The 11,181-nt window shown below is 72.2% G+C and carries 11 protein-coding genes; 2 read left to right on the plus strand and 9 right to left on the minus strand.

All coding sequences use genetic code 11. The annotated features are described in order from the left end of the window. The first annotated feature begins 7 nt into the window (after window positions 1-7). A complete protein-coding gene (thpR, locus tag GFH48_RS22430) occupies window positions 8-580 on the plus strand; it encodes an RNA 2',3'-cyclic phosphodiesterase (RefSeq protein WP_153289963.1) in 573 nt (190 codons plus the stop codon). Between the two features lie 390 nt (window positions 581-970). Here the strand turns inward: thpR and GFH48_RS22440 are convergent, their stop codons facing one another. Both GFH48_RS22440 and GFH48_RS22445 read right to left on the minus strand, forming a co-directional pair. Beyond that, a complete protein-coding gene (locus GFH48_RS22440; RefSeq protein WP_153289965.1) occupies window positions 971-1,963 on the minus strand; it encodes an aldo/keto reductase in 993 nt (330 codons plus the stop codon). A gap of 141 nt (window positions 1,964-2,104) precedes the next feature. Next, a complete protein-coding gene (locus tag GFH48_RS22445) occupies window positions 2,105-2,788 on the minus strand; it encodes an SGNH/GDSL hydrolase family protein (RefSeq protein ID WP_153289966.1) in 684 nt (227 codons plus the stop codon). Between the two features lie 241 nt (window positions 2,789-3,029). On the opposite strand from GFH48_RS22445, the gene GFH48_RS22450 reads away from it, so the two are divergent. Continuing rightward, the gene (locus tag GFH48_RS22450; protein ID WP_153289967.1) at window positions 3,030-4,028 is read left to right on the plus strand and encodes a WD40 repeat domain-containing protein; all 999 of its coding nucleotides are present in this window, start codon (window positions 3,030-3,032) and stop codon (window positions 4,026-4,028) included. A gap of 106 nt (window positions 4,029-4,134) precedes the next feature. On the opposite strand, the gene serC is transcribed toward GFH48_RS22450, so the two are convergent. The 7 genes from serC to GFH48_RS22485 form a co-directional block, all read right to left on the minus strand. After that, on the minus strand, window positions 4,135-5,253 hold the full coding sequence (serC, locus tag GFH48_RS22455; protein WP_153289968.1) for a phosphoserine transaminase: 1,119 nt from the start codon (window positions 5,251-5,253) through the stop codon (window positions 4,135-4,137). Between the two features lie 118 nt (window positions 5,254-5,371). Continuing rightward, window positions 5,372-6,583: a cytochrome P450 family protein gene (locus GFH48_RS22460; RefSeq protein ID WP_153289969.1), complete on the minus strand. Its 1,212-nt coding sequence runs from the start codon at window positions 6,581-6,583 to the stop codon at window positions 5,372-5,374. A gap of 112 nt (window positions 6,584-6,695) precedes the next feature. Next, window positions 6,696-7,904: a cytochrome P450 gene (locus GFH48_RS22465; RefSeq protein ID WP_153289970.1), complete on the minus strand. Its 1,209-nt coding sequence runs from the start codon at window positions 7,902-7,904 to the stop codon at window positions 6,696-6,698. Further along, window positions 7,901-8,548 carry a GTP-binding protein gene (locus GFH48_RS22470; protein WP_228120850.1) on the minus strand — a complete coding sequence of 216 codons (648 nt, stop codon included), beginning with the start codon at window positions 8,546-8,548 and terminating at the stop codon, window positions 7,901-7,903. Before GFH48_RS22470 ends, GFH48_RS22465 begins: the two co-directional genes overlap by 4 nt. Then, window positions 8,529-8,876, minus strand: coding sequence for a DUF742 domain-containing protein (locus GFH48_RS22475; RefSeq protein WP_148008980.1), 348 nt, complete (start codon window positions 8,874-8,876; stop codon window positions 8,529-8,531). The genes GFH48_RS22470 and GFH48_RS22475 overlap by 20 nt, the downstream gene beginning before the upstream one ends. Further along, on the minus strand, window positions 8,873-9,280 hold the full coding sequence (locus GFH48_RS22480) for a roadblock/LC7 domain-containing protein (RefSeq protein ID WP_148008979.1): 408 nt from the start codon (window positions 9,278-9,280) through the stop codon (window positions 8,873-8,875). The genes GFH48_RS22475 and GFH48_RS22480 overlap by 4 nt, the downstream gene beginning before the upstream one ends. Then, window positions 9,277-11,007: an ATP-binding protein gene (locus GFH48_RS22485; protein ID WP_153289971.1), complete on the minus strand. Its 1,731-nt coding sequence runs from the start codon at window positions 11,005-11,007 to the stop codon at window positions 9,277-9,279. The genes GFH48_RS22480 and GFH48_RS22485 overlap by 4 nt, the downstream gene beginning before the upstream one ends. Between the last annotated feature and the right edge of the window lie 174 nt (window positions 11,008-11,181).

The raw sequence follows: 11,181 nt of genomic DNA on the forward strand, positions 1-11,181 counted from the left end.
TGGCGGCATGAGACTCTTCGCGGCCGTGCTGCCACCCGAGGAAGCGGTACGTGAACTGGGCGTGGCGGTGGACGGGTTGCACCGGCTGCCGGGCGCGGGCGGCCTGAGGTGGACGGGCCGCCCGGGATGGCACTTCACGCTCGCCTTCTACGGCGAGGTCGACGAGGAGGTCACCGGCCCCCTCGCCGACCGGCTGTCCCGGGCCGCCCGGCGTACGCCACCCGTCCCGCTCGCCCTCCGGGGCGGCGGCCACTTCGGCGGGCGGGCCCTGTGGGCCGGGGTGTCGGGAGACCTCACCACGCTGCGCCTGCTCGCCGACCGCGCGGAGGCGGCGGCGCGCAAGGCGGGCGTCCCGATGGGGGAGCACCGCCGCTACCGCCCGCATCTGACGGTGGCCCGCAGCAGGCAGGCCGCGGACTTCGAGGCGTACGTCACCGCCCTGGACGCGTTCGCCGGGCGCCCCTGGACGGCGTCCGAGCTGTGTCTCGTACGCAGCAATCTGCCGAGGTCGGGGGTCCCGGGGGAGCAGCCGCGCTATGAGACGGTGGCGCGGTGGGCGCTGGCGGGGGCGGGCGGCTGAAGAGGGCCGGGGGACGCCGGTTAATCTCAATGGCGTGAATCCCAAGACCCGAAACCAAATCATGGCCGGTGTGCTCGTGCTGATGTTCGTCGTGGTGGCGCTGGCGGCGGCGGTCAAGTAGACGGCGCGCCCGCGACCGGCGCGCTCCGACGGAGAGCCGGAGAGCCGGAGAGCCGTCGGAAGAACCGGAGAGGTCGCCGGGCGAGCTGGAGAAGTCGCCCGGGCGACGCGGACGAGCCGCCGCCGGCTGCTCCGGAACAGCCGCCCGGAGACCCGGAACAGCCGCCCGGAGACCCGGAGCGGCCGCCCGGTGGCGCGGGAACCGTCGGGCCCGGTCCGTGGGACCGGACACGTGGTTCCCGCACCCCTGACGATGCCCTCGGGGGCGTGCTACCAGGCGAAGGCCTCCGGCGAGGGGCCCGGGCCCGGGAAGATCTCGTCCAGCGCGGACAGCAACTCCTGTGACAGCTCCAGCTCGACGGCGCGCAGGGCGGAGTCGAGCTGCTGCGCCGTGCGCGGGCCGACGATGGGTCCGGTGACGCCGGGCCGGGTCAGCAGCCAGGCCAGCGCCGCCTCGCCGGGTTCGATCCCGTGCTTGTCGAGCAGGTCCTCGTACGACTGGATCTGCGCGCGGATGGAGGTGTTGGCCAGGGAATCGGCGGCCCGACCGCTCGCCCTGCGCCCGCCCTCGGTCTCCTTGCGGATGACCCCGCCGAGCAGCCCGCCGTGCAGCGGCGACCAGGGGATGACCCCGAGCCCGTACTCCTGCGCGGCCGGGATGACCTCCATCTCGGCGCGCCGTTCGGCCAGGTTGTAGAGGCACTGCTCGCTGACGAGGCCGATGGTGCCGCCGCGGCGGGCGGCGGCTTCGTTGGCCTGGGCGATCTTGTAACCGGGGAAGTTGCTGGAGCCGACGTAGAGGATCTTGCCCTGCTGGACCAGGACGTCGATCGCCTGCCAGATCTCGTCGAAGGGGGTGCCGCGGTCGACGTGGTGGAACTGGTAGACGTCGATGTAGTCGGTCTGGAGCCGCTTGAGGCTGGCGTCGACCGCACGCCGTATGTTGAGCGCGGAGAGCTTGTCGTGGTTCGGCCACGCGTCGCCGTCGGCGGCCATGTTGCCGTACACCTTGGTGGCGAGCACGACCTTGTCGCGCCGCTCGCCGCCCCGCGCGAACCAGTTGCCGATGATCTCTTCCGTACGGCCCTTGTTCTCGCCCCAGCCGTACACGTTCGCGGTGTCGAAGTAGTTGATCCCTGAGGCCAGTGCCACGTCCATGATCGCGTGACTGTCGGCCTCGTCGGTCTGCGGACCGAAGTTCATGGTGCCGAGGACGAGCCGGCTGACCTTGAGTCCCGTGCGTCCGAGCTGCGTGTACTTCATGACTCCCCACCCAACGGCGTGGAGTGCGCTCTAGGCAAGACGGGGCACGTGGGCTGTCGTGCGCCTGGCCGAGGCCGGCCGGCACGGCGGGCAGACCCACCGTCAGCATCCTCCGGCGGTCCGGGTGTGCGGGGGATCCGGTCAGGCGCTTTCGGCCGCGTACGGTTCCCCGAGGTCCCACGCCTGGTACATCGCCTCCGCGAAGGCCTCCGCGATCCTGTGTTCGCCGCTCTCGTTCGGGTGGGTGCCGTCGTACGTGTCGAGGTGGATGTCGTACCCGGGAGGCGGGGAGACGAGCAGCAGGGGGGAGCGTGGTTCGTCGAGGTCGGCGACCGTCTTCGCGAGGAAGTCGTTGAAGGACGTCACCGCGGCGGCGAAGGGCGCGTCGGACTGGGCGCGGACGTTCGGTATCACCGGCAGGACGGCCATCCGGATCCGCGGGTTCGCCGCGCGGGCCTCGGCGACGAAGGCCCGGGCGTTCTCGGCCGTCTGCTCCGCGTTCGTGTAGAAACCCAGGTCGATCAGGCCCAGGGAGACCAGGAGCACGTCTGCGCGGTGCGCGCGGACCGCCTCCTGGATCAGCGGGACCATGTGGATCCAGCCCTCGCCCCAGCCGGCGAGATGGGCCCGCGGGAAGTCCGGCTCCGCGTACTCGTACGAGTCGGGGGACTCCGTCGCCTTGTCGTACAGCGTCTCGCGGGGGCCGACGATCCGGAAGGGACCCGGGTAGGTCGTGCGCAGGTGCTGCCACATCCGGTAACGCCACGTGTGTTCCCCCGCGCTCCCGATCGTCTGGGAGTCGCCGACGGGCATGAACCTGAGCATCCGCTCATCATGGACGATCGGTACGGAGGGGATGACCGCCGGGGGTGTGAGGCTGGACACGCCGTGCGGACGGGCCGTGGGAGATGTCCGGGTGCCGGTGAGAGGCCGAGTGGTGGAGAAAGACCGGGGAGGACCGGCCGGCGGGGACCGAGGAGCGGAGATCGGGCGGCCGGTGGCCGAGATCGTCAGGCCGGTGGTGGAGATCGATCTGAAAGCCCGTTCGAGATGGCAGGCTTGGACCATGCGCCGATCGCCCTCGTACCTCGCCGGAGCCGCCGTCCGATCGGCCGCCGGAGCCGCCCTCGTCGTCGCGCTGTCGACGCCGGCCGTCGCCGACAGCGGGGACGGCGGATTCACGATCAAGGACCCCCGGATCACCGAGTCCAGCGGACTCGCCGCCTCGCACCTGCACCCCGGCATCTACTGGACGCACAACGACAGCGACGACGGCCCGTACCTCTACGCCGTCGACAGCAGGACCGGCGAGACCGTCGCCACCGTCACGATGAGCGGGGTCGGCGCCCCGCGTGACGTCGAGGCCATCTCCCTGGGTCCGGACGGCGATCTCTACGTCGGTGACATCGGCGACAACCTCGGCGGCACCTGGAACCACGTCTGGATCTACAAGCTGCCCGAGCCGAAGGTGCTCAAGGACCAGACGATCCGGGCCACCCAGTACGTCGTGAAGTACGCGGACGGCCCCCGCAACGCGGAGGCGCTGATGGTGCATCCGAAGACCGGGCGGGTCTACATCGCGGACAAGAACGAGGACGGCGGCCACCTGTACGAGGGCCCCGCACGGCTCTCCCCCTCCGGCACGAACGTGTTCCGCCCGGTCGCCACCATCGACCTCTGGGTCACCGACGGAGCCTTCTCGCCGGACGGCCGACAGCTGGCGCTGCGGGGGTACTTCGGCGGGATCGCGTACACCTGGAACGACGGGAAGCCCAAGCGGCAGGGGCGGCTGAACGTTCCTCTGCAGGGGCAGGGCGAGTCCGTCACGTACACGCCCGACGGGTCCGGGCTGATGTACGGGAGCGAGGGCAAGGACAGCCCGGTGCAGGCCGGTTCGGTTCCGGGGGGCGGCGCCGGCGCCAAGTCGCCCTCGGAGAGCGGCCGTTCGGCGTCGGCTGACGGTGAAGGCGGCGGGGGTCTGAGCACCGGCGCCAAGGGGGCGCTGGCGGTCGGCGCCGTGCTGGTCGTGGTCTTCGGGGTGAGGCGGCTGCTGCGCAGGTCCTAGCGCGCCGGGAGCCGCGCGTCCCGCAGGTCCGGGGGACGTGTACGGAGACAGCGGGAAGGGGCGCCCGGCGAGTGCCGGACGCCCCTTCCTGGTACGGCGGGTGAGGTCAGAGCTTCTCGATGACGTGGTCGACGCACTTCGTCAGCGCCTCGACGTCCGCCGGGTCGATCGCCGGGAACATCGCGATGCGCAGCTGGTTGCGGCCGAGCTTGCGGTAGGGCTCGGTGTCGACGATGCCGTTGGCGCGCAGGACCTTGGCGGCGGCGGCGGCGTCGATCTCGTCGTCGAAGTCGATCGTGCCGATGACCTGCGAGCGCTTGGCCGCGTCGGTGACGAACGGGGTGGCGTACTTGGAGTCCTCGGCCCAGGTGTACAGGCGGGTCGAGGAGTCCTTGGTGCGAGCCGTGGACCAGGCCAGGCCGCCCTGGCCGTTGATCCACTCCAGCTGCTCGTTGAGCAGGAAGAGCGTGGCGAGGGCCGGGGTGTTGTACGTCTGGTTCTTGCGGGAGTTGTCGATCGCGGTGGGGAGCGAGAAGAACTCCGGCACATGGCGGCCCGACGCGTGGACGCGCTCGGCGCGCTCGATCGCGGCCGGGGAGAAGACACCGATCCACAGGCCGCCGTCGGAGGCGAAGGACTTCTGCGGGGCGAAGTAGTAGACGTCCGTCTCGGCGATGTCGACCGGCAGGCCGCCGGCGCCGGAGGTGGCGTCCACGAGGACGAGGGAGCCCTCGTCGGCGCCCGCGACCCGCCTGACGGGGGCGGCGACACCGGTGGAGGTCTCGTTGTGGGTGAAGGCGTACACGTCGACGCCGGCCTCGGCCGAGGGCTCGGGGTGGGTGCCCGGGTCGGACGCGATCACGGTGGGTTCGGCGAGCCACGGGGCGAGCTTCGCCGCCTTCGCGAACTTGGAGCTGAACTCACCGAAGGTGAGGTGCTGCGACTTGTTCTCGATCAGGCCGTGGGTCGCCACGTCCCAGAACGCGGTGGAGCCGCCGTTGCCGAGGACGACCTCGTACCCGTCGGGCAGCGAGAACAGCTCGCGCACACCCTCGCGGACCCTCCCGACCAGGTTCTTGACCGGCGCCTGGCGGTGGGACGTACCGAGCAGGGAACTGCCGGTCGCCGCCAGCGCGTCCAGTGCCTCCGTCCGCACCTTGGAGGGGCCGGCGCCGAATCGTCCGTCGGCGGGCTTGATGTCAGCGGGGATCTGGATGTCAGCCACGAGCCGGAGGGTATCTCTTCGGTGAAACCGGACGGAAGCGTGTCCGTTCGATGAGACGACCCGGCCGGCCGGTGGCAGCCGGGGGCGCGCGGCGCTGCGCCCGCCCCCGGCGGAAGGGCTACGGGGCCAGCCGGACCGGCAGTTCGTACAGGTCGTTCTGGGTCACCACGGGCTTGTTGCGCAACTCCCCGGCGGGGACCGCCAGATCGAGGCCGGGGAAGCGCTCGTACAGCGCCGGGAGCGCGACGCCGGCCTCCAGCCGGGACAGGGCCGCACCCGGGCAGACGTGCGGGCCGTGGCCGAACGAGATGTGACGGTTCGCCGTGGTGCGGGTGATGTCGAAGTCCCCGGCCGTCGGGCCGTGGGCGTTCTCGTCGCGCCCGATCGCGCCGTACGACACGATCAGCGCGTCACCCGCGGGGATGACCTTGTCCCCGACCGGCACGTCCTCCGTCGCGAAGCGGATCAGGACGTGCGAGGTGGGGGTGGAGTGGCGCAGCGTCTCCTCCACCACCGCCGACCAGTCCACCTCACCGGAAAGGACGAGGGCGCGCTGCTCCGGATGGGCGGACAGACCGACCACCGCGTTGACGATGAGGGAGATGGTCGTCTCGTGCCCCGCCGCCACCATCAGCTGGAGGGTGGAGACGATCTCCTCGTCGGTGAGGTGGTCGCCGTCCTCGGAGGCGAGGATCAGGGCGCTGGTCAGGTCGTCGCCGGGCTCGGCGCGTTTGGCCGCGACGGTGTCGGCCATGATCCCGGCCAGCTCGGTGAGCGTGGCGATGACCTCGGCCGGCGGGGTCTGCGTGGAGAAGAACTTCTCGAAGAGCTCCTTGAGCCGGGGGAGCCGGGATTCCTCGATACCCATGAGGTCGGCGACGACGTACATGGGCAGCGGGTAGGCGAAGTCGGCCTTCAGGTCGACGACACCGGCGTCCGCGGAGAGCTGGTCGAGCAGGCCCTGCGTCAGCTTGGTGATCCGCTCCCGCATCTGCTCCACCCGGCGGGGCGTCAGCGCCTGCGCCACCAGTGTGCGCATCCTGCGGTGGTCCGCGCCGTCGACGGTCAGCATGGAACGGCCGGGGTTGGCGAGCCCGATCAGCGGCCAGTCGGGGGCTATCTCGCCGCGCTGCCAGGCGCCCCACACGTTGATGTCCTTCACCAGCCGGGGGTCCGTGAGCAGTGCGCGGGCCTCCGCGTGGTGCGTGACCGCCCAGACGGGCACGCCGCCGGGCAGTTCCACGGCGGCCAGCGGACCGGCTTCGCGCAGCCGGGCGCTCTCACCGTCCAGGTCGGTCACGAACGGGTCGAGGGCGATACGTGCGGTCATGCGGGGATGCCTCCAGGAGCCGGGGTGGGGATGCCGCGTCGTCGCGGGGGCGGCGGCGCATGCCGCCGCGGCCCCCGGCCGGACACGCGGGCCGGCCGGACGCGGTGGAGTCTCACAGTGCGGGTACGGGGGTGAAACGCACCGGGAGTTCGGTGAGACCGCGCAGCCAGGGTGAGGGCCGGCGGGTGAGGGATTCGGCGGGTACCGTCAGGTCGATGTCGGGCAGCCGGTCCAGTACGACCTCGATGCCCGTCCGCGCGATGACCTCGGCGACCTCCTGGGCCGGGAACGGGCAGCGGTGCTCGCCGTGTCCGAAGGAGAAGTGCGCGTTGTTGCCGCCGGTGAGGGCGGAGCCGTCGGTGCGGACCTGCGGGTCGGAGTTCGCGCCCTGGAGGCCGAGCAGCAGCAGGTCGCCGGCGCGGACGCGGTGGCCGCCGAGCTGGGTGTCGCGGGAGGCCCAGCGGCCGGCCACGTTCTGGGTGGGGGTGTCCTCCCAGAGGACCTCGTTCATGGCCTCGGCGACGCTGTTGCGGCCCCCGAAGAGGGAGGCGGCGAAACGGTCGTCCGTGAGCATCAGGCGCAGCGAGTTGCCGATCCAGTCCGCCGTGGGCTGGTGGCCCGCGGCCATCATGACCATCAGGTCCTGGATGATCTCCTCGTCGGTGAAGCCGGAGGTGTCGGCGAGCATCCGGGAGACGACGTCGTTCGCGGGGCCGGCCTTGCGGTCGGCCAGCAGCCGCGCCATGGAGCCGGCGAGGTGCTGCTGCCCGGCGAGTGCCCCCGCCCGGCCGTTGATCATGTCGTTGAGGGCGGTGACCAGGCCGGGTCCCTGTTCCTCGGAGAAGCCGTAGAGCGTCGCGAGGACCCGTACGGGCAGCAGTGCGGCGTAGTCCCCGACGAGGTCGATCTCGCCCTCGGCGCAGGCCGCGTCGATGAGCTCGTCGGCGAACCGCTCCGCGTGGGTGCGCAGTTCGAAGGGGTCGACGGCTTCCAGCGCCTCGCTGATCATGGCGGCGCGCTCACGGTGGCGTTCGCCGACCGTGTAGAGGATGGAGGGCTGTTTGCGGCCGATCATCGGCAGCAGTGGCCAGTCGTCGGGGATGCGGTCCCACTGGTTCCACAGGTCGGAGTCCCGGCTGAACAGCACGGGGTCGCCGGTGACCTGGTGCAGCTCGCGGTAGCCGAGCACCAGCCACGCCGGGATGTCGCCGTCCAGCACGACGGACGCCACCGAGCCGTGGTCGCGCCGCATCTCCCGGTACAGCTCGGCCGGTTCGGTCTGGAACCGGGGCCCGCTGAGGGGCACGGGGGCGGAGGTCACAGGGCCAGCTCCGGGGACTTGGTGACTTCTTCGGCGGCCGGGGCGGTGGCTCCGGCCGAGGCGGCGTACACGGTCTTCAGGTGTTCGACCAGGGTGATCAGCACCCGCTTGCTGGACTCCCGGGAGCGGGCGTCGCAGTCGATGAGCGGGACGTGCGGGTCGAGGTCGAGTGCCTCGCGGATCTCGGCGGGGGTGTGTCCCGGGCCGCCGAAGTCGTTGCAGGCGACGATGAACGGCGTGCCGTGGTGCTCCAGGCGGTCGATCGCGTACCAGGAGTCGTCGATGCGCCGGGTGTCGACGAGGACGACCGCGCCGAGGGTGCCGGAGAAGAGGCGGTCCCAGAGGAACCAGAAGCGTTCCTGGCCGGGCGCGCCGAACAGGTACAGCACGTTGCGGGCGTCGAGCGTGATGCGGCCGAAGTCGAAGGCGACGGTGGTCGCGGACTTGCCGCGGACCTCGCTGATGTCGTCGATCGCCTCACCGGCCCGGGTCATCGTCTCCTCGGTGTTGAGGGGACGGATCTCGCTCACGGAGCGGACCAGGGTCGTCTTGCCGACGCCGAAACCGCCGACGACCACGATCTTCAGACCGTTGTCGGCGCTGGCGCCCAGCGGGGTCCTCGCGTCAGAGGTTGCGTAGTCCAACGAGCACCTGCTCCAGGATGTCGGGATCGGGTAGTGCTGCCTTCTGCGGGTGGCGGGCGCTGACCCGGCCCGCGGCGAGCAGGTCGGAGAGCAGGACCCGGGTGATGGACACCGGCAGTTTGAGCACGGCGGCGATCTCCACGACCGCCGTCGGCCGCTCGCACAGCCGCAGGATCGCGGCGTGCTCCGACTGCATGCCCAGGACCGGGTCGCACTCGGCGACCACGAGCGTCACGAGGTCGAACGGGGTGTCCGGCCCGGAACGGCTGCGCCCCCCGGTGAGGGTGTACAACCGGTCGGGCGCGTCGTCCCTGCCCGGACGGCTCATGACGTCCGGGGCTGCGCGCTCAGGTGTTCGCCGAGTTGCTCCACCAGCTCGCTCATGTTGTGCCCGACCAGGCCGGCGTCCGCGTCCTCGGCGGTGACCACGGCGAGGTGGGCGCCGTCACCGGCCTCCACGATGAACAGGACGCCGCCGTAGAACTCGGTCATGGCCGAGCGCACGCCGCCGCTGCCGTCGCCGAACTCCACGGACGCGCCGTGGGACAGCGACTGGATGCCCGCGGCGATCGCGGCGAGCTGGTCGGCCCGGTCGACGGTGAGTTCCGGGGTGCGGCACAGCTTCAGTCCGTCGCGGGAGAGCACGAGGGCGTGCCGGGCGCCGGGGGTGCGCTCGAGGAGGCCCTCGATGAGCCAGGAGAGCTTCTCGTCGGCGGTGGTGGTGCCGGTCATGAAGTGGTGTCGCCTTCCGGGTGCGGGGGGTTGGTGTCCCGTACGGCCTGTTCGTCGCGTACGGCGTTCTCGGGGGTGTACGCCGGGGCGCGTACGGAGTCGTCGGGCACGGTTCCCTGGACCGCGGCCTGGTCCGGTGCCGTGCCGCGGACGGCCTGGCGGAAGCTGCTGAACCGGGCGGCGGTGACCTTGGAGTCGGTGGCGCGGGGTTCGGGGTCGGCGGCCTGGTCGGTGACGCGGGCGCGGCCGCGCTCGGCGTCCGCGAGGGTGCGGCCGCGACGGCGCTTGGGCAGGCTGCCGGAGGCGGGCCCGGCGTCCGCGTGCCGGGGAGAGTCGTGGGTGGGGACCGGGTCCGGGTCGAGGTCCCCGGCGGCGCGGGCGGCGGCGTACGACGCCTGGGGCGCCGGCTCGGCGGCGGGACGGTCCTCGGTGGGGGTGGGGTCCTCGGCCGGGGCGGACCGGTCCTCGGCGGGTACGGGGGCGGTGGGGGCGGGTGCCGGGGAGGGCATCGCCGCGGGCTCGGTCCGGGGCGCCGTCGGCGCGGACGCCTGCGGCTGGGACAGCAGGTCCTGGGGGATGAGGACCAGGACGCCGGTGCCGCCGCGCGCGGAGGGCCGGAAGGAGACCTTCAGGCCGTGCTTGCGGGCGAGCCGGCCGACCACCGCGAGACCGAGCCGGGTACCGGTGAGGCCGCCGAGTTCGGCGCCGTCTCCGGCGACGGCGCGCTCGGCGCGGCGCAGCTGGACGTCGCCCATGACGAGTCCGCTGTCCTCGACGGAGACGATGACCCCGGCCGGGACCTCCTCGACGTACACATGGACCTCGGCGGTCGGCGGCGAGAAATTCGCCGCGTTGTCGAGGAGTTCGGCGAGCGCGTGCATGACGCCCTCGGCGGCGTGTCCGGCGACGGCGGCGTCGCTGGAGGAGTGCATGCGCACCCGCTGGTAGCCGCCGATGCGCCCCATGGCGCCGCGCAGGATCGACTCCATGACGATGGGCCGTGCCCAGCGGCGGCCGGAGCGGGCGCCCGCGAGGACGGCGACGGAGTCGGCGAGCCGGCCGGCCTGCGCGGTGCGGTGGTCGAGGTGCAGGAGGTCGGCGAGGACCTCCTCGTCGGAGTGTTTCTCCTCCATGGCGCGCAGGTCGGCGAGCATGGCCGTGGAGAGGGCCTGCATGCGGCCGGCCGCGTTGGCGGTGGCCGAGATCGCGGCGGCGCGGTCGCTCGTGGCCTGCCGGAGCTGCTCGGCGACGCGCGTCCTGTCCGCGGCGAGTTCGGCCGACCGCCGCTGCTCCTCGGCGATGTCGGCGCCGAGCCGCTGCCGTTCGGCGTCGAAGTCCTCGGTGAGAAGCGTGCGTTCGCGGGCCGCGGCGTCGGCCGCCCGGGTCCGGTCGCGGGCGGACTCCTCCGCGAGGCGGGTCCGTTCCTGGTGGAACTCCTCGGCCTGGCGCGCCCGTTCCTGGAGGAGCCGGTCGGCGTCCTGGCTCACGGTGTCGAGGCGGCGGCGTGCGAGTTGCGCGGTCCTGGCGGCCCGGGTGGCGACCACGACGGCCGCGCAGAGCAGCACGGCGGCCGTCCCGGTGACCCATGCGACGGGCACCCGTGCGGAGTTCGGTACGGTCGCCACCGCGCCGACCACCGCGAGTGCCGCCAGAGCGGCGGTGAGCAGGGGCGCGGGCGCTGTGGCGCGGAGGGTGGGTCGTTCGCCGGAGGGGCTGGGCGCGGTCATGAATCCTGTCCTCGGTCCGTGTCCTCGGTCGTTTCCTGGGCGAGAGGCGACACCTGATACTCAATTCGCGGTCACTATATGAGAGTTCGTGATCGTGTTGGGAAGGTTCTGGAACCGCTCCCGTCATCGGACGGCGATTCGGGTGCCCGGGGTACCGCCCGGAACCGCCGTGCG

Source organism: Streptomyces fagopyri (genome assembly GCF_009498275.1).
GTDB lineage: Bacteria > Actinomycetota > Actinomycetes > Streptomycetales > Streptomycetaceae > Streptomyces > Streptomyces fagopyri.

What these genes read in the sequence shown, in the direction of transcription:
- GFH48_RS22450 (WP_153289967.1), top strand. Translation starts at nt 3,030, where the DNA reads ATGCGCCGATCGCCCTCGTACCTCGCCGGAGCCGCCGTCCGATCGGCC.
- GFH48_RS22485 (WP_153289971.1), bottom strand. Translation starts at nt 11,007, where the DNA reads ATGACCGCGCCCAGCCCCTCCGGCGAACGACCCACCCTCCGCGCCACA.
- GFH48_RS22445 (WP_153289966.1), bottom strand. Translation starts at nt 2,788, where the DNA reads ATGCTCAGGTTCATGCCCGTCGGCGACTCCCAGACGATCGGGAGCGCG.
- GFH48_RS22480 (WP_148008979.1), bottom strand. Translation starts at nt 9,280, where the DNA reads ATGACCGGCACCACCACCGCCGACGAGAAGCTCTCCTGGCTCATCGAG.
- GFH48_RS22475 (WP_148008980.1), bottom strand. Translation starts at nt 8,876, where the DNA reads ATGAGCCGTCCGGGCAGGGACGACGCGCCCGACCGGTTGTACACCCTC.
- GFH48_RS22440 (WP_153289965.1), bottom strand. Translation starts at nt 1,963, where the DNA reads ATGAAGTACACGCAGCTCGGACGCACGGGACTCAAGGTCAGCCGGCTC.
- thpR (WP_153289963.1), top strand. Translation starts at nt 8, where the DNA reads ATGAGACTCTTCGCGGCCGTGCTGCCACCCGAGGAAGCGGTACGTGAA.
- GFH48_RS22460 (WP_153289969.1), bottom strand. Translation starts at nt 6,583, where the DNA reads ATGACCGCACGTATCGCCCTCGACCCGTTCGTGACCGACCTGGACGGT.